The following is a 20,737-nucleotide window of genomic DNA, read 5'->3' on the forward strand; positions in this document are numbered from 1 at the left end:
CGGCGGATGAGCGACCCGAAGGGCGACCGCCCCGACACCCCTGGCACCCCCGACGTCACCGGCACGGACGACGACGTGACCGCCGGGTCCTCCGAGGGCCGCGAGGCCCCCGACGCGGCGGACGAGCAGCCCGACGTCGCGGGGGGACCGGATCTCCCGGAGGAGGACGCGCCTTCGGTCGTTCCTTCCCACGAGGCGCCGGTCGACGCCCCCTCCACGCAGGCCGACACCTCTGCGGAGGGCGCTGCCCTCGGTGACGAGCCTGCGGACGACGAGGAACCGGTGACGCGCGCCGCGCCGCACGTCGACACGTTTGCGGCGCCTGCGGGCGACGGCACGGACGACGAGACCGACCCGGCGGCGCCGCACCCGATCGAGACTCCGGTCGAGACACAGGCCGCGCCCTCGGACGTCACCCCGGGGCACCATGAGCCGGAGAGCGCGAACCCTGCCGACGAGAGCCCGGCCGGGGGCACCGAGGGGCCGGCCGACGCGGCGCCCCTGACCGGGACTCCGACGAGCGAGCCGGCGACGGGGCCCAGGACCGACGGGACCGCAGGCCCCGCAGCGAGCGGCTGGCGCCGGCTCGGGGCGGCGCTGCGCCCCCGGGCGAGCCGGTCTCAGGTGCTGGCGGGCGTGCTGTGCGCCGCGCTGGGGTTCGCGCTGGTCGTGCAGGTGCAGCAGTCGGCGTCGGACCAGCTGTCGTCGGCCCGGCAGGAGGATCTGGTGCGCCTGCTCGACGAGGTCACGGACCGGGCGCAGCAGCTCGGTGACGAGGTCTCGGGGCTGGAGGCGACGCGCGACGAGCTGGAGTCCGGCTCCGGGCAGGCGCGGTCGGCCCTCGAGCTGGCGGAGCAGCGGGCGGAGTCCGAGGGCATCCTGTCGGGGCGGCTGCCGGCGCAGGGCCCGGGCGTGCGGGTCACGATCCAGGACCCCGGCGGCGCGCTGAAGGCGTCGCAGATGTTCAACGTGCTGGAGGAGCTGCGCAACGCGGGCGCGGAGGTCGTCGAGCTCAACGGGGTGCGCCTCGTCACGTCCACCTGGTTCGAGGACGAGGGGAACGCGATCGTCGTCGACGGGACGTCCCTGTCCTCCCCGTACGAGTGGACCGTCATCGGAGACCCCGAGACGATGGACCGGGCGCTGGAGATCCCCGGCGGCGCGCTCGCGACGGTGCGCACGGCGGGCGCCGAGGCGTCGACCGCCCGTGAGGACGCGGTGAAGATCACGGCGGTCGCGCCGCCGCAGGAGCCCGAGTACGCCCAGCCGGAGCGCGAGCGCGGCTGACGAGCCCTGCGGGTGCGTCCGGACCGGTCCGACGTGCGGTCGGCCGTGTCCTCCGGCGGTGGGCGGGCTTCCCGCCCGTGCCCTGGTCGGGGTAGGTTTGTCGGACGACGGCGCACGTCGGACGCACAGTCGGCCTTCCGGGGGCACCGGTCTCCGGGCCCGGCCGGCAGCGTCGCCCGACCCACCGGCCCGACCTCACAGGAGGACTGATGACGGACCCCCGCTCTCTTCCGCCGCACCAGGCGGCCGCGGACACCACCGCGCACCTGGGCCGCGTGGGCGCGCCCACGGAGGAGCAGGCGTTCCGGATCCCGCTCACCGCCGAGGAGGCCGCCGCCGTCGCGGCGCTGCCGCGGCACTCGGCGCTCCTGGTGGTGCAGTACGGCTCCGGAGCGGTCGGGGAGCGTTTCCTGCTGGACTCCGACCGCGCGGTCGCCGGCCGCAGCGAGCAGGCCGACATCTTCCTCGACGACGTGACGGTGTCGCGCAAGCACGCGGAGTTCGCCCGCGAGGGCGACCGCTTCGTCGTCCGGGACATCGGCTCGCTCAACGGCACGTACGTCAACCGGGAGCGCATCGACGCGGCGCCGCTGACGACGGGCGACGAGGTGCAGATCGGCAAGTTCCGCATGTCGTTCCACGCCAGCCCGCAGGCGCCGCGGGACCCGCAGGCGCCCGCGTCGTGACGGCGGCGCAGGCCGCGCAGGGCGAGCAGCCCGCCGGCGCGCCGGAACCCTGGCCGCGGGGGATCTCGCGCCAGGCGACGATGCGGATCTCCGACGTGCTCGCCCAGCTGGGCCCGGAGTTCCCGTCCGTCTCGCACTCCAAGCTGCGTTTCCTCGAGGACCAGGGCCTGATCGACCCGGTGCGCACCCCGTCGGGATACCGGCAGTACAGCCCCGCCGACGTCGAGCGCCTGCGGTTCGTGCTGACGGAGCAGCGGGACTCGTACCTCCCGCTGAAGGTCATCAAGGAGCGCCTCGCCGAGATGGACGCGGGGGAGCCCGCGCCCGGCCCCGCCCCGCGGCTCGCCGACGCGGGTGCCGCGACCGAGGTGACCCGGCGGCGGTGGACGGTGGAGACCGTCGCCGAGGCGACCGGCACGACGCCCCGTTTCGTGCAGGAGCTGGTGTCCGCGGGCGTGCTGCAGGTCCGGGCCGGCAGCCGGCTGGACGACGGCGCCCCCGACGTGGTGCGGATCGCGGTCCGGCTCGCGGAGCACGGCATCGAGCCGCGGCACCTGCGGTCGTTGCGGGCGTCGGCCGACCGGCACGTGGGTCTGGTCGACCAGCTGGTGGCGCCCTACCGGAGCCAGCAGACCCCGTCCGCACGCGCCCAGGGTGCGGAGCTGGCGGCCGAGGTGGGCGAGCTGCTCGCCCGCCTGCACTCGACGTGGGTGCGTCAGGGGTCGAGCGACCTCGTCTGACCTGCCCGTCGCGGTCGCGGGCTGCGCCGTCGCGATCCGGCTCGCCCCCGGGCGACGTGCGGCACCGTGCGGACGTACCGTGGATCGGTGGAACCCGACGACGCGAGCGACGCCCCGATGGTCCCGGTGGAGGTCCTCGGGGTGCGGCAGCAGCAGCACGACCAGGAGATCGTCGTGCTGCTCCTGGACGCCGCCGCGAACCTCGCCGTCCCCATCGTCATCGGTGCGCGCGAGGCGTCGGCCATCGCGATGGCGCAGGCCGGGCTCGTGACCCCGCGCCCGATGACGCACGACCTGCTGCGGGACCTCCTCGGCGCGGTGGGCGTGGAGCTCGAGCGGGTCGAGATCGTCGCGCTCGACGGCGGGGTGTTCTTCGCCGAGCTCGTCCTGTCGAACGGCACCCGGCTCGACTCGCGTGCGTCGGACGCGATCGCCCTGGCGGTGCGGACGGGGAGCCCGGTGCTGTGCTCCGCCGAGGTGGTCGCCGTCGCCGGCGTCGAGGTGGTCGACGTCGAGCAGCAGCGCGAGGTGGAGAAGTTCCGCGACTTCCTGGACCACGCGACCGCGGCGGACTTCACGGCCCCCGGGGGACCGCACGAGCCGGGCACGCCGCCGAGCGGTGGGGAACGGCCTGACGACGCGCCCCCCTGACGTCGCCACGCCCGGGCGGACCCTCGACCTCCGGTTGACGGTCAGACTCGGTTACCGTAGGAGCCGAACCCTCAAGTCGTGATCGACAGTTGAGGGACGGGCGCAGGCCCTGACGTGGGGGCACGGCAGCGCGACACGCGGTCCCGCTCGGCGCCGACGTCGTTGACGACCCCCCAGGGGCGTCCTAGCGTGGAGTCGAACACCAGGAGGCACAGTGAACAGCAGCGGTGAGGCAAGCGTCCCCACGGGTGCTTCGGTGCCGCAGGGCGCCCAGGGGCTTCTCTTCGGCGAGGACCTCACGGAGCAGGACGCCGCCACCGGGTACCGCGGCACCACGGCGTGCCGGGTCGCGGGGATCACCTACCGCCAGCTCGACTACTGGGCCCGCACCGGGCTCGTGGAGCCGTCCATCCGGCCCGCGACCGGCTCCGGGACCCACCGCCTGTACAGCTTCCGCGACATCCTCGTGCTCAAGGTGGTCAAGCGGCTCCTCGACACCGGGGTCTCGCTGCACCAGATCCGCAGCGCCGTCACGCACCTGCGCGAGCGCGGCGTGGAGGACCTGGCGCAGATCACGCTCATGAGCGACGGCGCGTCCGTCTACGAGTGCACGTCGCCCGACGAGGTCGTGGACCTCGTCCAGGGCGGCCAGGGCGTGTTCGGCATCGCCGTCGGCCGCGTGTGGCGCGACATCGAGGGCACCCTGTCCGAGATGCCGACCGAGTCCCTCGAGGACGAGGAGCCCGCCGCGCACGAGGGCGACGAGCTCGCCGCCCGGCGCCGCGCCCGCACCGCGGGCTGACAGCGTGCGGTAGCGCCCCTCAGAGGAATCAGAGGAGGGGGCGCAGCGGTGACATGAGCCGCTCGGCGACCTTCGAGAGCGGGTGCCGGCGCTGCCACTCGGCGAGGGTCAGCTCGCGCGAGTTCGACTGGTCCATGCGGAACGCGTCCTCGAGCTGCCCGGCGAGACCGTCGTCCACGACCTCGAGGTTGATCTCGTAGTTTCCCGTGAGGCTCAGCCGGTCGATGTTCGCGGTGCCGACCGTGGTCCAGCGCCCGTCGATGGTCGCGGTCTTCGCGTGGATCATCGCCCCCTGGTAGAGGAGGATCCGCACGCCGCCGCGCAGCAGCGTCGAGTAGTGGCCCCGGGCGAGCCAGTCGGCCACCACGTGGTTCGACCGTTCCGGCACGAGCACGCGCACGTCGACGCCGCGCGCCGCGGCCGCGAGCAGCCCCGCCTGGATGTCCTCGTCGGGGATGAAGTACGCCTGGGTGATGTACACGTGCGAGCAGGCGCGGTCGATCGCGTCGAGGTAGATGCCCCGGATGGGGAAGACCAGCTCCGAGGGCGCGTTGCGCGCCGCCCGCAGCTCGGGCAGCCACAGCGAGGATCCGACGTCCTGCAGGACCGGCAGGCGCGGCCCGCGCCACCGGTTCCAGAAGTCGACGAACGCGTTCCGCAGCTCCCACGCCGACGGGCCCGTGAGGCGCAGGTGCGTGTCGCGCCACTGCGTCGCGTAGAGGGAGCCGATGTTGTACCCGCCGACGAACGCGGTCTCGTCGTCGACGACGAGGATCTTGCGGTGGTCGCGGCCCGAGCGCCGCACGTCGAGCATCAGCAGCCCGGGCCGCATCGCGGGGAAGCGGAGCACGTGCACGCCGGGCAGGTCGTAGAAGCGCCGGGAGATCACGAGGTTCGCGAAGCCGTCGTAGACGACGTAGACCGCGACGCCGCGGGCGCCCGCCTCCACGAGCGCCTGCTTGAACCGGCGGCCGACCTCGTCGTCCTTCCAGATGTACGTCTCCAGGAAGATCTCCCGCTGCGCGCCCCGGATCGCCTCGAGCATCGCGTCGTAGAGGTCCGCCCCGTACGTGTAGAGCGTCGCGCTGGTGCCCTCGATCTCGGTCGACGACGGCGGGGCCGTGGGGAACGGCTCGTCGAGCGGGTACTGGTGGCGGCGGAACCGCTCGAGCCCCATCACCGTGGCCGCGGCCGCCACCGGGACCGCCGCGGCGAGCACCGCGCCGCGGGTCGCGTACCGGCGCAGGGCGGGCCAGTCGATCTGGACGCGGACGGGCCTACGGAGGCGGGGGAAGCGAGGCGGCACGAGGCTCACCGTAGTCACGGGGCGTCGGCACCGCGCGCCGAACTGTCGGGTACGTCGGTGATGTCACCCGCCGCCGGGTCTGTCGGGGCCTCCGCCGCGGTCGACGCGGGTGCGGAGAGGCCGGCGGAGAGCGGGTGCGACCGGATGGCCGCGGCGAGCTCGCCCTCGATCCGGTCGAGGTACACGCCGGTGGTGGCGATGGACCGGTGCCCGAGCAGCTCCGCGACGACCTTGACGTCCCAGCCCTCGGCCACCAGGAGCGTGGCGGTGGTGTGCCGCAGCGCGTGCGGCGTCGCCGGACGGCGGTAGGGGGCGGGCATCCGCTCGACGGCGCGCGCGAGCAGGGCCCGCACCGTCTGCGTGTCCACGCGACGGCCGCGCCAGGTCAGCAGCAGGGCGCGCTGCGCGTCCGGGTCGTCGGCCCGCCGGGTCGCGAGCCGGGGCCGCAGCTCGTGCAGGTACTCCTCGAGCGCCGCGGCCAGGGGCGCGGAGAGCGCGACCGTCCGGATCGACCCGCCCTTGCCGACGATCCGCCACCGCGTCTCCTCGGGCTCGCGCGTGAAGTCCGCGACGTCCGCGCGGGCCAGCTCCGACACCCGCGGGCCGAGCACCAGGAGCAGCGCGACGACCAGGCGGTCGCGCAGCGCCAGCGCCTGGTCCGACCGCGCGGCGCGCGTCCGGGCCCCTGCCGCGGTCGCGAGCCGGTCGGGCACCGCCGACGCCTGCAGCAGGGCGCCCGCCGCCGACGCCGACAGCGCCGTCCGTTCCACCCGCAGGCGGTCGCGGGAGCGGGCGGGCGGCGCCGCCCACTGCATCGGGTCCGCCTGGACCCAGCACTGCCGGGCCGCGTGCGTGAAGAAGCGGCTCACCGACTGCCGGAACCGGTTGACCGTGGCGACCGAACGCCCGGGGGCGCCCTTGCGCCCTGGGTCGCTGTACCGGCCGTCCGGGCTGGCCTGGTAGCGCACGAGCGCGTCGTCGACGTCCTCGCCGGTCACGTCGTCGAGCACGCGGTCGTCGCCGACCAGGGTGGCGAACTCGCGCACGTCCCGCTCGTAGCTGCGCGCCGTGGCGGGGGAGAGGACCCCGCGCACGCTCTCCACCTGCACCGACGCGAGATAACGGTCGGCGGCCGCGGCCACCGTGAGGCGGTTCAGACGGGGAGGGGCGACCACGGGACCAGGCTAGGCGGGCGCACCGACACGACCGTCAGGCGGCGGCCGCCGCGCGCGCCCGCACGGCGCCGAGCAGGGCCGCGAGCGCCGAGGGGTCGTCGGGCAGCACGTCGCCGCGCCAGGCGACGTGCTGGTCCTGGCGCGCGATGACGTACCGGGTGGCGTAGGAGGCGGGCACGAGGTCGTCGGGGACGACCACCGGCTCGATCGGCAGCCCGGCGGACCGGGCGGCGGTCACCCAGTCCTCCCACCTGGCGTCGGGCTGACCGGAGCGCCCGGCCACGACGAGGGTGTACCACGGGCCCAGCCGGTCGTAGAGGGAGACCCCGTCGCCCAGCCAGACGTGCGGCAGCCGGGCGCCGGGGACGGTCGACGGGGTGTACGTGCCCATCGTGTAGTCGGGTGCGTCCCCGTCGTGCGCGATGATCGGCGACCCGGTGTAGGAGTACCCGAAGTTCAGGCCGGCGGCGGCGAACTGCTGCACGTTGAGGTGGTAGGCCAGGTCGCCGAGCTCCCGGCGCGCGGCCTCGCCCGCGGCGTCGGCCGACTCGAGGTGGTCCGGGAGGTCGGTGGCGTCGATCTTGCGCAGGTGCCCCATGGCGAGGTGTGACACCTGGTCGGTGATCGGCTGTCGTTCCGCCGCGTAGGCGTCGAGGACGGACTCGTCGGCCCACCCGGTCACGACGGCGCCGAGGAGCCACGCCAGGTTGAGCCCGTCGGCGATCCCGGCGTTCATGCCGTACCCGCCGTAGGGGACCCACAGGTGCGCGGCGTCCCCGGCGAGGAACACGCGACGGTCGCGGAAGGTGTCCGCGACGAGGCGGCGGGCGACCCAGTCCTCCTCGGAGAGCACCTCGTACTCGACGTCGTCGGCCACCCCGAGGATGTCGCGGACGGCGCGGTCGCGATCGACGGAGCCGTCCGCGGCCTCCTCGGGGGTCAGGTAGGTGTGCACGAGGACGACGTCCCGTCCGTCGATCGCGTAGACGTGCCCCTGCCGCCGGGGGTTGAAGACGTACACCCCCCACGCGGGGTCTGCGTCGACCCGGTCCGCCAGCCCGGGGACACGGACGCAGGTCGACTGGACGTGCTGGAGCACGGGGTCCCCGTGCAGGCGGGCACCGATGCTCTTGCGCACGAGCGACCGGCCGCCGTCGGCACCGACGAGGTAGCGCGCGCGCACGGTGACCTCGGCGTCGTCCCCGGCGCCCCGGAGCGTGGCCGTCACGCCCTCGTCGTCCTGGACGACCGCGGTGCACCGGGTGTCGTTGCGCAGGTCCACGTGGGGCAGCGCCGCCACGTGACGCTCCAGGATCGGCTCCAGGTAGCGCTGGTTCACGCGGTGCGGGGGCTCCGGCGTCTCCCACGTCGTGTCGGGGCCCGTCCCGTCGCCGCGGCGGCGTGCGGCCGCCGACGGGATCGGGATCCGGCCGAACTCGATCCCCGTCGCGCTGGTGCGGAACGCCACGTCCTGGGGGTGGTCGGCGGGAAGGCCCGCGTCCCGGACGGCGTCGGCGAGCCCGAGACGGCGGAACGCCTCCATCGTGCGGGCCGAGACGTGGTTGCACTTCACGTTCGGCGGCTCCAGGAAGGGGCGGTCCTCGACGACGACCGTGGTGACGCCGCGGGCGTCGAGGTCGGCGGCGACCAGCAGGCCGACGGGCCCGCCGCCGACCACGACCACGTCGGCGTCGTACGGCACGTGCAGCTCGGGGGAGCGGGTCATCCTCGTCCTCACTTTCCGGCGACGGGGCCGGTCGTCGGGTCTGTGGTCGCGTCGATCGCCGACAGGTCGCGCTTGCTTCCTTCAGGGGCGAGCAGCAGGGCGGCGGCGCAGACGGCCAGCACCGCGATCCAGACGCCCGCCAGCAGCGGGAGCCCACCGGCGGACGACGCGAGCGCCCCGGCGACGATCGGGGTGAAGCCGGCGCCGATCGCGGACGCGCCCTGGAACGCCAGGGACGACCCGGTGAAGCGCACCGACGTCGGGAACAGCTCGGCCAGGAACGCCGCGAGCGGGCCGAGGATGACGCCCTGGATCGCCTGGCCGCCCACGACGGCGACCGCAAAGCTGACGTTGTCACCCGTCGCGACCAGCATCACGAGCGGGTACGCGAACAGCGCCGCGGCGACGATGCCGACCGCGATCACGGGTCGCCTCCCGAACCGGTCGCTGAGGCGCGCCGAGAGGATCGTGCAGACGAAGAGCGCCACCGCGGACAGCACCTTGGCGTTGAGGGCGAAGGTCTGGTCGGCCCCGTGCGCCGTGGCGTAGCTCAGCCCCCAGACGCTGGCCATCCCCGAGATCGTCAGCTGCGACATCGCGACGAGCGTGCCCAGGACCAGCACCCACGGCGACCGCGTCAGCACCTGCACCAGCGGCACCCGACGGTCCTCCGCCTCCTGGTCGAAGCGGAGGAACAGCGGGCTCTCCACCACCTTGAGGCGCACGAACAGGCCGACGAGCACGAGGACGATGCTCAGCAGGAAGGGCACGCGCCACCCCCACGCGAGGAACTGGTCCTCGGGCAGGAGGGTGAACAGGCCGAGCATCCCCGCCGAGAGGATCGACCCCGCGGGCGCGCCGAGGTTCGCGAACGAGGCCGCGAACCCCCGCTTGCCGCCCGGCGCGTGCTCGAGGGCGATGAGCATCGCCCCGCCCCACTCGCCACCCACCGCGAAGCCCTGTACCAGGCGCAGCGCCACGAGCAGGAGTGGCGCCGCGACGCCGACCTGCGCGTACCCGGGGAGCACCCCGATGAGAGCGGTCGCGGTGCCCATCATGAGCATCGTCGTGACCAGGACTCCCTTGCGGCCGATACGGTCGCCGAAGTGGCCGAAGACGATCCCCCCGAGCGGCCGCGCGACGTAGCCCGCGGCCAGCGTCCCGAACGACGCGACGGTCGCCAGGGCCGGGTCCAGGCCGGCGAAGAACACCTTGCTGAAGACGATCGCCGACGCGCTCGCGTAGAGCATGAAGTCGTAGAACTCGATCGCGCTCCCGAGGAAGCTCGACGCGAGGATGCGTCGCATCTGCGGGGTGCGGAGCGACTCGCTCGGGACGACGGGCCCCGTGGGCTGTCGAGAGGTGGTGGCGCTCATCCTTGAACTCCCTGGGCGGACTCGCGGACCGCGGGCGTCGCGATCCGTGCCCGCCGGCGGTGGCGGACGCGGACGAGCCTGCCCGTCCGGCGGCTCTCCATGCAATGACAAGTAATTGACGAGATTGTTTAAGATCACTCACATGGCCGTCGACGTGTCCGTCCGTCAGCTCGAGATGTTCAGCGCCGTCGTCGAGCACGGCTCGATCACCGAGGCCGCCCGACAGCTCATCGTGTCGCCCGGCGCGATCTCGCTCGCGATCACGCAGCTCGAGGCCGAGCTCGGCGTCCAGGTCGCGATCCGCACCCGGGGCCGGGGCGTCCAGGTCACCTCCGCCGGACGAGAGGTGTACGAGCACGCACGAGAGATCGCCGAGAGCCTGCAGGAGATCCGGCGGGTCGCGGCCGCCACCCGGGGCGGCCTCGCCGGCGCGCTGCGCCTCGGCCTGTTCACCACGCTCTCCCCGTGGCTCTTCCCGCCCCTCGCCGAGCACTTCGACCGCTCGTTCCCCGACGTCGACCTCCAGCTCGTCGAGGGCGGCTCGGCAGACCTGCAGGACCAGCTCGCCGAGGGGCGCCTCGACGCGGCCCTGCTCTACGAGAACCACGTCAGCACGCCCCTGGAGACCCACCGCCTCGCCGCCGTCCGTCTGCAGCTGGCGCTCGCGGCCTCCCACCCGCTCGCGGCGTACGACGCCGTCCCGCTCGCGGCCCTGCGCGACGAGGACGCGGTGCTCCTGGCGATGCGCCCCGCGAGCGACCACGTCGAGGAGATCCTGCGCGTCGCGGGCATGACGCCGCGGGTCCGCTGGCGCAGCACCAACGTCGAGACGATCCGGTCGCTGGTCGCACGGGGGCTCGGCTACACGATCATCATGGGCCGGCCGTACGGCGACCTGACGTACGAGGGGATGCCGGTGGTGTACCGGCCGATCGCGGACGACCTGCCCGCCAACGCCCTGGTGCTCGCGGTGCCCAAGGGCGGCCGGCCCACCGCCAGGCTCCGCGAGCTGGCCTCGTTCTGCCAGGAGGCGTTCGGGGACGACCTGGCGCCCGGTGTCGTCCCCACCAGCCGCATGGGACGGCTCTCCTGAGCGTCGTGGGGGAGCGGCGGGCTCAGACGTCGAAGAGCGTGGGGTGCTCGAGGTGCACGCCCTCGGCCTCGAGCATGCGCAGCTTGGTGCGCCGGCCGCCGCGCGCGGAGAACCCGCCGACCTGGCGGCCCGCGGCGAGCACGCGGTGGCACGGCACGATCGGCGGGAACGGGTTGCGCCCGAGGGCTTGGCCCACCGCCTGCGCCGCGCCGGGGGCGCCGAGCCGCGCTGCCACCTCGCCGTAGGTGAGGGTGTCGCCTGCCGGGATGGTGCGCACCACCTCGTACACGCGGCGGTCGAAGTCCGGGACGGCGGCGAGGTCGAGGTCGATCCCGGACAGGTCGCCGGTCCCCGTCCCGAGCAGGTCGGCAACCTCGGCCACGACGCCGGCGATCGCGGGGTCCGGGTCGGTCTCGCGGGCGGCCGGGTACCACTGCGCGACGGCGGCGCGGGTGCTCTGCGCCGAGCCGTGGGGGAGTGCGGTGCCCACGACGGTGCCCGATGCGCGCCACACGAGGGCGCAGTGCCCGATCGCGGTGGGGAAGACGCAGAAGGCGAGCCCGTCGGGGGGAGTGGCCATGATGCTCACCGTAGTCACGCCGTCCGACACGAGGCCGGCGGGAGCGGGAGGCGACCGCGTGGGGCCGAGGGCAGCGGATGTCGCGATCTGCGCGAGACCACTGTGTTGTGTCATACACAATGGTTTGAGGTGTATGTCCGAATCATCCTACCGCGCACCACGGTGGATGGCGAGAGCTCCGCCGTCCGGCCACCGCGACGGGCGCACGGGTTCGGCGCACCGCGGCGTCGAGGCGGTGCGCCGCGTCGCCCGTCCGGGGGATCGGAGAGCGCTTCGAGGACGAGGGATCTCGTGCGGCGACGTCCGGTGCGCACCGGGACGCGCCGCACCGGCCGACGAACGATTCTGGACGAACGATCCGGACGAATGCGTCAGGGCGAACTGCACGAGCCGCCGACGTCGTCCATGCCGGCGAGGCGCCGGACCTGCGTCGCGCATCGCGGCGATGTCGGTCATCGCGGTCGTCGCCGAGCACCCTGGGTGCGCCTGGTGACCTGAGCTCCTGGTGACCTGAGCTCCTGGTGCCGCGGCGGTTGGTGCCGCGGCGGTTGGTGCCGCGGCGGTGGAGCGCTCGCGGACCTGCGATGACCAGTAGTGCCGAGCGAGCCTCGTCCCGCCGTCGCGAGGGAGGGGCTCCAGGGCGGCTTCTCTTCGCGTAATGACATAATGTGCATTATCGGTTGATCGCTCCACGCCTTGCGGACCCCGCTCGATTCCCAGAAACCGGCCCGGACTGGGGCCCCGGCCGCGATGTCGTCGTCGGGTGTCGCCGTCGCGTCGGACGCACGTCGCCGGCGTCACGACGACGCGTGGCTCGTCGGCGCTGACGGCGGGCCCCGTGCCGTGCGCTGCACGACGTGGGGCCGGCCGTCGCCCGCGCACCCGGCCTTGTGTTTCTTCGGCACCTGAGGTCCCGACGTCCTGGCCGGCGATCTCGAGCTCGTCGCCAGGCACCACCGGGTCCGACGTGGGGATCACCTGTGGCCTGCACAGGATCCGGCGGAGAACGTCTCGTCCGCCGTCCCCGGGGCGCACGCAGACAGGCCGCCGATCGCCAGGGCGGCCACGACCCTCGTCAGCGCCTGGTGCGCGGCTCTCATCGCCCCCTGCGTGCGACGGCTGCGTCGGTCCCCCAGAACGCACTCCCCACGAGCCGTCGTCGCAGCGCCTCTCCCCTGCCGGGCGGTCGTCGGCTCCGTCCGCAGACCAGTCGTGTCGGATGAAAGTTCCTTCACCGCGCAGAGCAGGACGGGGCAACTCTTGACGCAGCCCGGGGCCGGTCCTAGCGTCCAGCACAGGCGCACCTGGACAACGACGTCCAGCGGTCCCGCACCGTCGCGCCGTCCGAACCGAGGAGGACCTCGTGAAGGATCCAGAAGAACGGCGCCTGGTGCGCGCCACGGCGGCGGTCGCGGGCGCGGGCCTGCTGCTCGCCGTCATGGCCCCCGCCCAGGCGGACACGACCGACACACCGGCAGGCACGTCGAGCGTCGACGTCGGCGCGATGGTCGACGCGATGACGCTCGACCAGAAGATCGGCCAGATGACGTGGACCCACGTCTACGGCTCGTCCGCCGAGGACACCTCGATGGCGGCGAGCAACCGGGCCCGCTACGGCGTGGACACCCCGGCGCAGGTCGTCCAGAAGTACGACCTCGGCGGCGTGCTCTACTTCGCCTGGTCGGGCAACACGGCCAACCCCCAGCAGGTCAACGGCCTGTCGAACGGGCTCCAGGAGGCCGCGCTGGACGACGGCGGACCCGGCATACCGCTCGCCGTCACGATCGACCAGGAGGGCGGCCTCGTGGCCCGTGTCGGGCCGCCGGCCACGGCGCTGCCCGGCAACATGGCCCTCGGGGCAACCTTCGACGCCGGGCTCGCCCGGGCGCAGGGCGACGTCCTCGGGTCCGAGCTGAAGGCCATGGGCGTCAACGTCGACTTCGCGCCGGTGCTCGACCTCAACACCAACCCGGACAACCCGGTCATCGGGATCCGCTCGATGGGCGCGCGCCCCGACGCCGTGAGCGAGCTCGGCGTCGCGCAGATCGAGGGGATCCAGCAACACATCGCGGCCACCGCGAAGCATTTCCCCGGCCACGGCGACACCGAGACGGACTCGCACTACGGCCTGCCCGAGGTCACCTACGACCGCGCCACCCTGGAGAAGCACCTGCAGCCGTTCCAGGCCGCGATCGACGCGGGGGTCGACATGATCATGACGGCGCACATCGTCGTCGACGCGATCGACCCCGACCTGCCCGGCACCCTCTCCCCCAAGGTCCTCACCGGCCTGCTGCGGGAGGAGATGGGCTTCGACGGCATCATCACGACCGACGCGCTCGACATGGAGGCGATGACCGACAACTGGTCCCAGGAGGAGATGTCGGTCATGGCGATCCAGGCCGGCTCCGACATCCTCCTCAACTCCCCCGACGTCGACGCGTCGATCGCCGGGGTGAGGCAGGCCGTCGCGGACGGCACCATCACGGAGGCGCGGCTCGACGAGTCCGTCACCCGCATCCTCGAGTGGAAGGCGGAGCGCGGCATCCTCGCCGACGCGTACGCCGACCCGGCCGAGGTCGGGACGGTCGTGGGGTCCGCGGACCACCTGGCGACGGCCGCGACCATCGCGGACCGGTCCATCACCATGGTGCGTAACGAGGACCGCCCGCTGCCGCTCCGGCCGGGCGAGGACTCGCTGCTGGTGGTGGGCGCCGGTGCGGCATGGCCGGAGCGGCTCGCGCCGTTGCTCGCCGACCGCGGGTTCGACGTCACGACGGAGCTCGAGAACGGCACCTCGCCGTCCGCCGCCTATCGGGCGCGGGCCGTGGCGGCCGCAGCGGGCGCCGACGCGGTCGTGTTCACGTCGTACAACGCGAGCGGCAACGCGGCGCAGCAGGCGATGGTGGACGCGCTGGCGGCGACGGGCACGCCGGTGGTCGTGGTCGCGGCGCGCAACCCGTACGACGTCAACGTCTTCCCGACGGCCGACGCGGTGCTGAACAGCTACGGGTACGGGGTGGTCAATTACGCCGCGGTCGTGCGCGCGATCGCGGGCGACATCAACACGCTGGGCAAGCTCCCGGTGGCGGTGCCGACGGCGGACGGGGACGAGGTGCTGCTGCCGCTCCGGTTCGGACACCGGTACCCGGGGTGGCCGCACCTACCGGGGTCGGGCAAGCCGGGACGCTGAGGTGAGGAGCGCCCGCCGGTCGCCTCCTGCAGAGGGGACCGGCGGGCGCGTCTCAGCCCGCTCGACTCAGCGCTCTCCCCCGCCCCCGAGGGACTCGAAGCGTGCGAGCGGGCCGGCGAGGACGCCGCCGTCGACGGGCAGCGTGACGCCGGTGATCCAGGCGGCGTCGTCGGAGCCGAGGAACGCGATGGCGGCCGCGACGTCCTCGGGCTCGCCGATCCGGCCCAGGGGGTACAGCGTCGCGAGCCGGTCGGGGTCGGACCGCTGGTCCCACGACCGGGTGCGGACGGTCCCGGGCGCGACGACGTTGATCCGCACTCCCCTGCTCCCGAGCCGCACGGCGAGGTTCTGCGCGAGGGACACGAGCCCCGCCTTCGCGGCCGAGTAGTCCTCGTCCCCGAAGGCCTGCAGGCCGTTGACGGAACCGACCAGCACGACCGATCCTCCGCGCGGCAGGTGGGGCGCCGCGGCCCGGACGCAGCGCGCCGGTCCGGCGAGGTTGAGGTCGACGCCGGCGGCCCAGGTGGCGTCGTCCATGCCGTCCAGGAGGCCCGGGTGCACGCCCGTACCGCCCGCCACGCCGACGAGCACGTCGAGGCGGTCGTGCCGGTCGAGCGTCGCGGCCACGGCGGCCTCCACCGACGCGGTGTCGGTGATGTCGCACGCGACGGCCGAGGCGGGCGGCCCGCCGGCGGGGAGGCCGTCCGCGGCCCGCCGTGCGGCGTCCGCGTCGAGATCGGCGACCACGACGGTGGCGCCCTCCGCGTGCAACCGGCGCACCGCGGCCGCGCCGATCCCGTGCGCGCCGCCGGTGACCAGCGCCACGCGGCCGTCGAAGCGTCCTGCCGAAGGTCCTGTCACGTCCGTCCTCCTCGTCGAAGCTGTGGTCGTCCTGGTCGCCGCCGCGTCAGGGCCGCCTCAGAGCGCGAGCCGGTAGTAGTTCTCCTCGCCGTACCGCTCGAACCCCGCCCGGCGCAGGAGGCGGGCGGAGGTGCTGACCCGGCCCTTGACGAGGGCGAGCGACGCGCCCGCGGCGGCCGACAGGCGCAGCCGCTCCTCGAGCACGGCCCGATAGGCGCCGCGGCCGCGACGGTCGGGCACGGTGCCCGCGCCCCACAGCCGGGCGACGGTGCCCAGCTCGGGTCGGGGCGCCGGCGCGAGCGTGACCCCGGCGGACGCCACGGGCTCGGCGTCCTGGTAGGCCACGACACGGATCTCGCTGCTGTCCCCGGACAGCAGCGTGCGCGCGGCGGCGGCGAGCCGGTCGTCGTCCATGGGCTGCTGGTCCCACACCGCGGTGTCGACGCGGTCGGCGTCGCGCAGCCCGTCCACGTCGGTCACGCGTCGCACGACGAGGCGCCCGTCGCGCTCCGGCGTCTCGCGGATCCCCTGCTCGAGGCCGCGTGCGAGCACGTCCACGGTGTCCTCGAGCCGGGCGCCGCGGGAGAGCAGCAGGTCGGTGAGGTCGGGGGTGCTGCTGGCCGAGTCCCAGACGCCGAGGGTGTCGCTGCCCCAGGCACGCGCTCGCTCGACGGCGTCGCGCAGGACGTCCTCCGGCGCGCGGGCGGACGCGAGCCCGGTGAGCACGACGCGGCCCTGTGCCCATGCGGGCCACCGGGTGAGGGTGACGTCCGTGACGACGCAGTCCGCGTCGGGCGGCACCCACGACCACTCGGTGGCGGCGCGCAGCACGGTCGGCGGGTCCCAGGCGTCGCTCATGACGGCAACCTAGCGAACCGGCGTACGGCCGCGGCGGTGACGCGCGCGGGCGTCACAGGTCGGCGGCGAGGGCGCGGACGACGTCGGCCGCGGGCCCGGTGGCGGCGCTGCGGTGGCCGGTCCCGGCCCACAGGTGCAGCCGGTCGGCGTCCCCGGCGGCGGCCGCGCGTCGGCGCAGCTCGCGGGTGAGGTGGTGCACCTGCGGGTAGGCGGCCGGGGCGTGCGCGTCGTGCCGGTCGAGGAAGCCGTTGCGCAGCGACCGGGCGGGGCGTCCCGTGAAGGCGCGCGTGACCGCCGTCGTCGTGTACCGGGGGTCGCCGAGGGCGTCCCGATGGGTCCTGGAGGTACCGGCCTCGTCGGTGCGCAGCAGCAGCGTCCCGACGGCGACGGCCTGCGCCCCGGCCCGCAGCAGCCGGGTGACGGCCGCAGGGCCGTCCACACCCCCGGCGGCGACGACCGGAAGGCGCGAGCGCGCCACGACCGCGGCGACGGCGTCGTCGGTCGTGCCGTCGACGACGGTGCGTCCCGGGTCCCACGTGCCGCTGTGCCCGCCCGCGCGGGGCCCCTGGACCACGAGACCGTCGGCCCCGAGCGCCTCCGCGGCCGCGGCCTCCTGCGGCGTCGTGACCGTGACGAGCACGACGGACCCGGCGGCGCGCAGCGCCGCGACGTCGGCCGCCGGCGGGGGTCCGAACGTGCACGACACCACGGGCACGGGGTCGCGGCGCAACAGGTCGACCTTCGCCGCCCAGCCGTCGTCGTCGGTGGCCGGAACGGCGGCCAGCGCGGCGTCGAGGTCGACGTCGTGCGCCGCGGCGTCCGGCGCGATCCGCCGCGCGTAGGCCGCGAGCGCCGCGGGGTCGGGCGCGGGCGTGGTGGCGGGGACGAAGAGGTTGACGCCGAAGAGGTGTGCCCGCTGGTGGGCGCGGCGGACCTGGTCGGCGAGGGCGTCGGGTTCCTGGTAGCCGCCGGCGAGGAAGGCGAGGGCTCCGGCGTCGGTCGTGGCGGCGAGGAGGTCGAGCGTGGTGGCGCCGCCGGCCATGGGTGCGGCGACGAGGGGCAGGTCGGTGCCGAGCAGGGTGGTGCGGGCCGTCTCTCGCATGTCTCGCATCGTCTCGCATCGTGCCACCGGGCGGGCGCGGTCGTCGCGGGGACGGTCTCATCTGGCGCTCATGCGCGCCTGGCACGCTGGGCGCCCCGCCGGAGGGCGGTACGGGTCGGTACGGGAAGGGGTGTGCGCGCCGCATGACGGTGGTGGTACGGGAGCGTGCGACGGCGTGCGACGCCGGGGTCGGGACGTTCGTGCTGGTGGGCGGCGTGCCGGGCGCCGGCAAGAGCACGGCGCTCGCGCGGGTGGCGGGGTGCCGTCCGGGGGTGCGGGTGCTGGACAGCGAGGCGGCGCGTCGTGACCTGCGGGGGCGGGTGCCGCGCGGGGTGCCGTACGGGGTGTACCGGCCGGTGGTGCACGTGCGGCACCTGGCGGGGGTGGTGCGGGCGGTGCTGGGTGGCCCGCGGGAGCGGGGCGGCGAGGGGGTGCTGGTGGTGCACGACCCGGCGACGTCGCGGGTGCGGCGGTGGTGGTGGGCGTGCCTGGCGCGTCGGGCGGGGTGGCGTCCGGTGCTGGTGATGGTGGACGTGGGGCGCGGCGAGGCGTTGTCGGGGCAGGAGGCGCGGGGACGGGTGGTGCGGGGGCGGGCGTTCGCGCGGCACTGGCGGCGGTGGGCGGCGCAGCGTGCGGGCCTGCTGGCGGCGTCGGGCGGGTCGAGGGAGGGCTCGGCCGCCGGGTGGTCGCAGGTGCACGTGGTGGGCCGGGGTGAGGCTGTGTCGGTGCTGGTGGGGGTGGTGGACGCGGCGCCGCCGGTCGGGGTGCGCGGTGCCCGCTAGGGTCGCGGTCATGACGTCCTCTGGGTTGTCGGGTGGTGCGCTGGAGCGGGTGGTCGCGCAGGTGCGTGCGGTGGGCGACGGCGTGGTGTCGTCGCTGGGCCCGGACGGCGCCCCGCAGGCGGCGTACCTGACGCTGGCGGTCACGGAGTCGGGCGAGCTGGTGTTCGACGCGCGGGAGGGGTCGCGCAAGGTGGCGAACCTGCGCCGCGACCCGCGGGTGGCGGTGGTGGTGGGCGGCCCGGACGGGACGACCCTGCAGGTCGAGGGCGTGGCGGACCTCCCGGACGGCGCGGACCGCGAGCGGTGCGCGGAGGCCTACCGGTCGGCGTTCCCGCACTTCGCGGCGTCGTTGGACGACCCGGGGATCGTGGTGGTGCGGGTGGTGGTGCGGTGGGCGCGCTGGGGCGACCACCGCCCCTCTCCCCCCGTGGTCGTGGAGCTCGTGGGCGGTGGGCGTGCCTGAGGTGCCCCGGGTCGTGCGGCTGGTGGACCCTGAGGGGGTGCGGCTCGCGCCACGGCGTCCGGTGGGGACGGGGGCGCTGGTGCTCGCCGGGTCGAGCGGCCGTGTCGACGAGGGCCGGGCACGCCTGCTGGCCGGACGCGGGGTGCTCGCGGAGTCGGTGCGATGGTTCGGTGGTCCCGGTCAGCCTGCGGGGCCGTGGGACGTCCCCGTGGAGACGTTCGTGCGCCGCGTCGAGGCGCTCGCGGCGGAGTGCGACCGTGTGGTGCTGGTGGGGACGTCGTTCGGGGCCGAGGCCGCGCTCGTCACGGCGGCGCTCGCCGCGGGGACGGGCGCGCCGGTGGACGCCGTGGTCGCGCTCGCGCCGTCGGACGTGGTGTGGGCGGGGGTGGCGCCGGGTGGTCGGCAGACGTCGCACTGGACGTGGGGCGGGCGGCCGCTCCCGTTCGTGCCGTTCGTGCCGGGGTGGGCCCCGGTCGACGACCCGCCGGCGTTCCGCGACCTGTACCTGCGGTCGCGGGAGGCGGACGCGGCCCGCACGACGGCGGCGGCCATCGCGGTCGAGCGGATCGCGGAGGTGGTCCTCGTGGCGGGCGGGGACGACCAGGTGTGGCCCGCGGTGCGGCACGCGAAGGAGATCGTCCGGCGCCGGGAGGCGCACGGGCTGGCGACGACCCTGGTGACGGACCAGGAGGCCGGCCACCGCGCGACGCTGTCCGGGGAGCCGCGGGTGTCGGCGGGCATGGCGATGCGTCGTGGTGGCAGCGAGACCGCCGACCGTCGTCTGGGCGAGGCGGCGTGGGCGGCGCTGTGCCGGGCGCTGCGCGTGCCGGACGACGTCGCCCGGTGACGTCCCTCGTGCCGTCCCCTGTGCCATCCCCCGCGTCGGCAGGGTGCGCCCGAGGTGCGGGCGCTCAGCGCCAGCCGAGGGCGGGCGCGACGTGCCGGACGACGTTCTCGACGACGTGCGCGTTGTACTCGACGCCGAGCTGGTTGGGCACGGTGAGCAGGAGGGTGTCGGCCGCGGCGACGGCCTCGTCCTCGGCGAGGTCGGCGACGACGTCGTCGACCTCGCCGGCGTAGGTCTTGCCGAAGCGGGCGCGCACGCCCTCGAGGACGCCGACCTGGTCGGTGCTGGCGGTCTCCAGGCCGAAGTAGGCGCGGTCGCGGTCGTCGGTGATCGGGAAGATGCTGCGCGACACGGACACGCGCGGCTCCCACCCGTGCCCGGCGTCCGCCCAGGCGTCGCGGAAGCGCTGGATCTGCTCGGCCTGCAGGCGGTGGAACGGGACGCCCGTGTCCTCGGACAGGAGGGTGGAGCTCATGAGGTTCATGCCCTGCGCGGCGGTCCACTCCGCGGTGGCGCGGGTGCCGGCGCCCCACCAGATGCGCTCGCGCAGACCCTCGGAGTGCGGCTCGACGCGCAGCAGCCCGGGCGGGTTGGGGAACATGGGGCGCGGGTTCGGCTCGGCGAAGCCGTCGCCGTCGAGCACCTCGAGGAAGCGGGCGGTGTGCCGTCGGGCCATGTCGGCGTCGGACTCCCCCGCCCGCGGCTCGTGCCCGAAGTGGCGGAACCCGTCGATCACCTGCTCGGGCGACCCGCGGCTGATGCCGAGCTGCAGGCGGCCGCCGGCGATGAGGTCCGCCGCGCCGGCGTCCTCCGCGAGGTACAGGGGGTTCTCGTAGCGCATGTCGATGACGGCGGTGCCGATCTCGATGCGGCTCGTGCGCGCGCCGACGGCGGCGAGCAGCGGGAACGGGGACGCGAGCTGGCGCGCGAAGTGGTGCACGCGGAAGTACGCCCTGTCGGCGCCGAGCTCCTCCGCCGCGACGGCGAGGTCGATCGACTGCAGCAGCGCGTCGGACGCCGAGCGGGTGGCGGACTGCGGGTGCGGCGTCCAGTGGCCGAAGGACAGGAATCCGAGGTGCTTCACGGGGGCGTCAACCTCCTGCGGGCCCGGGTGCTTCCCGGGTGCCCCTTCGATCGTCGCCTCGCGGCCCGTGGCCCGCGCGCGCTGCGCGGACATCGTCGTGGACCGAGGTGCGACCCCCGCCTAGC

At 74.9% G+C, this 20,737-nt stretch carries 19 protein-coding genes; 10 read left to right on the forward strand and 9 right to left on the reverse strand.

What is annotated here, in order from left to right; translation table 11 throughout:
* Positions 1 to 6: 6 nt before the first annotated feature.
* The 5 genes from ACFQ8T_RS05270 (at position 7) to ACFQ8T_RS05290 (ending at position 4,166) form a co-directional block, all read left to right on the forward strand.
* Entirely contained in the window at positions 7 to 1,287 is a 1,281-nt protein-coding gene (locus ACFQ8T_RS05270; RefSeq protein WP_430545496.1) for a DUF881 domain-containing protein, read from the forward strand.
* A 209-nt stretch (positions 1,288 to 1,496) separates the two neighbouring features.
* Complete coding sequence (locus tag ACFQ8T_RS05275) at positions 1,497 to 1,973, forward strand: FHA domain-containing protein (protein WP_430545497.1); 477 nt, start codon at positions 1,497 to 1,499, stop codon at positions 1,971 to 1,973.
* Entirely contained in the window at positions 1,970 to 2,713 is a 744-nt protein-coding gene (locus ACFQ8T_RS05280; RefSeq protein ID WP_430545498.1) for a MerR family transcriptional regulator, read from the forward strand. The genes ACFQ8T_RS05275 and ACFQ8T_RS05280 overlap by 4 nt, the downstream gene beginning before the upstream one ends.
* Positions 2,714 to 2,830: 117 nt before the next feature.
* Complete coding sequence (locus tag ACFQ8T_RS05285) at positions 2,831 to 3,364, forward strand: bifunctional nuclease family protein (RefSeq protein WP_430545614.1); 534 nt, start codon at positions 2,831 to 2,833, stop codon at positions 3,362 to 3,364.
* A 214-nt stretch (positions 3,365 to 3,578) separates the two neighbouring features.
* Positions 3,579 to 4,166, forward strand: coding sequence for a MerR family transcriptional regulator (locus tag ACFQ8T_RS05290; RefSeq protein ID WP_430545499.1), 588 nt, complete (start codon positions 3,579 to 3,581; stop codon positions 4,164 to 4,166).
* A gap of 28 nt (positions 4,167 to 4,194) precedes the next feature.
* On the opposite strand, the gene ACFQ8T_RS05295 is transcribed toward ACFQ8T_RS05290, so the two are convergent.
* From ACFQ8T_RS05295 to ACFQ8T_RS05310, 4 genes are read right to left on the reverse strand one after another with little or no spacing between them, the layout of a single operon-like run.
* A complete protein-coding gene (locus ACFQ8T_RS05295; protein ID WP_430545500.1) occupies positions 4,195 to 5,472 on the reverse strand; it encodes a phosphatidylserine/phosphatidylglycerophosphate/cardiolipin synthase family protein in 1,278 nt (425 codons plus the stop codon).
* 14 nt (positions 5,473 to 5,486) lie between these two features.
* Positions 5,487 to 6,647, reverse strand: a complete 1,161-nt coding sequence (locus ACFQ8T_RS05300) for a tyrosine-type recombinase/integrase (RefSeq protein WP_430545501.1) — start codon at positions 6,645 to 6,647, stop codon at positions 5,487 to 5,489.
* Positions 6,648 to 6,681: 34 nt separating this feature from the next.
* Complete coding sequence (locus ACFQ8T_RS05305) at positions 6,682 to 8,373, reverse strand: FAD-dependent monooxygenase (RefSeq protein WP_430545502.1); 1,692 nt, start codon at positions 8,371 to 8,373, stop codon at positions 6,682 to 6,684.
* An 8-nt stretch (positions 8,374 to 8,381) separates the two neighbouring features.
* A complete protein-coding gene (locus tag ACFQ8T_RS05310; RefSeq protein ID WP_430545503.1) occupies positions 8,382 to 9,749 on the reverse strand; it encodes an MFS transporter in 1,368 nt (455 codons plus the stop codon).
* Positions 9,750 to 9,891: 142 nt separating this feature from the next.
* Here ACFQ8T_RS05310 and ACFQ8T_RS05315 point away from each other — a divergent pair, with 142 nt between their 5' ends.
* A complete protein-coding gene (locus ACFQ8T_RS05315; RefSeq protein WP_430545504.1) occupies positions 9,892 to 10,842 on the forward strand; it encodes a LysR family transcriptional regulator in 951 nt (316 codons plus the stop codon).
* 22 nt (positions 10,843 to 10,864) lie between these two features.
* Here the strand turns inward: ACFQ8T_RS05315 and ACFQ8T_RS05320 are convergent, their stop codons facing one another.
* Positions 10,865 to 11,422, reverse strand: coding sequence for a methylated-DNA--[protein]-cysteine S-methyltransferase (locus ACFQ8T_RS05320; protein ID WP_430545505.1), 558 nt, complete (start codon positions 11,420 to 11,422; stop codon positions 10,865 to 10,867).
* 1,363 nt (positions 11,423 to 12,785) lie between these two features.
* On the opposite strand from ACFQ8T_RS05320, the gene ACFQ8T_RS05325 reads away from it, so the two are divergent.
* A complete protein-coding gene (locus tag ACFQ8T_RS05325) occupies positions 12,786 to 14,615 on the forward strand; it encodes a glycoside hydrolase family 3 protein (RefSeq protein ID WP_430545506.1) in 1,830 nt (609 codons plus the stop codon).
* A 66-nt stretch (positions 14,616 to 14,681) separates the two neighbouring features.
* Here the strand turns inward: ACFQ8T_RS05325 and ACFQ8T_RS05330 are convergent, their stop codons facing one another.
* From ACFQ8T_RS05330 to ACFQ8T_RS05340, 3 genes are read right to left on the reverse strand one after another with little or no spacing between them, the layout of a single operon-like run.
* Complete coding sequence (locus ACFQ8T_RS05330; RefSeq protein ID WP_430545507.1) at positions 14,682 to 15,476, reverse strand: SDR family NAD(P)-dependent oxidoreductase; 795 nt, start codon at positions 15,474 to 15,476, stop codon at positions 14,682 to 14,684.
* A 57-nt stretch (positions 15,477 to 15,533) separates the two neighbouring features.
* Positions 15,534 to 16,334, reverse strand: a complete 801-nt coding sequence (locus ACFQ8T_RS05335) for a hypothetical protein (RefSeq protein WP_430545508.1) — start codon at positions 16,332 to 16,334, stop codon at positions 15,534 to 15,536.
* 52 nt (positions 16,335 to 16,386) lie between these two features.
* On the reverse strand, positions 16,387 to 17,436 hold the full coding sequence (locus ACFQ8T_RS05340; RefSeq protein WP_430545509.1) for a nitronate monooxygenase: 1,050 nt from the start codon (positions 17,434 to 17,436) through the stop codon (positions 16,387 to 16,389).
* A gap of 143 nt (positions 17,437 to 17,579) precedes the next feature.
* Between ACFQ8T_RS05340 and ACFQ8T_RS05345 the strand changes: the two genes are divergently transcribed.
* From ACFQ8T_RS05345 to ACFQ8T_RS05355, 3 genes are read left to right on the forward strand one after another with little or no spacing between them, the layout of a single operon-like run.
* Entirely contained in the window at positions 17,580 to 18,218 is a 639-nt protein-coding gene (locus tag ACFQ8T_RS05345; RefSeq protein ID WP_430545510.1) for an AAA family ATPase, read from the forward strand.
* A 10-nt stretch (positions 18,219 to 18,228) separates the two neighbouring features.
* Complete coding sequence (locus ACFQ8T_RS05350; protein ID WP_430545511.1) at positions 18,229 to 18,681, forward strand: pyridoxamine 5'-phosphate oxidase family protein; 453 nt, start codon at positions 18,229 to 18,231, stop codon at positions 18,679 to 18,681.
* On the forward strand, positions 18,674 to 19,528 hold the full coding sequence (locus tag ACFQ8T_RS05355; protein ID WP_430545512.1) for an alpha/beta fold hydrolase: 855 nt from the start codon (positions 18,674 to 18,676) through the stop codon (positions 19,526 to 19,528). Before ACFQ8T_RS05350 ends, ACFQ8T_RS05355 begins: the two co-directional genes overlap by 8 nt.
* A 64-nt stretch (positions 19,529 to 19,592) precedes the next feature.
* Here ACFQ8T_RS05355 and ACFQ8T_RS05360 read toward each other — a convergent pair whose 3' ends face one another.
* Positions 19,593 to 20,612, reverse strand: coding sequence for an LLM class flavin-dependent oxidoreductase (locus ACFQ8T_RS05360; RefSeq protein ID WP_430545513.1), 1,020 nt, complete (start codon positions 20,610 to 20,612; stop codon positions 19,593 to 19,595).
* Between the last annotated feature and the right edge of the window lie 125 nt (positions 20,613 to 20,737).

This window comes from Isoptericola sp. NPDC056618 (assembly GCF_042792715.1).
In the GTDB taxonomy this organism is placed as follows: Bacteria; Actinomycetota; Actinomycetes; order Actinomycetales; family Cellulomonadaceae; genus Isoptericola; species Isoptericola nanjingensis.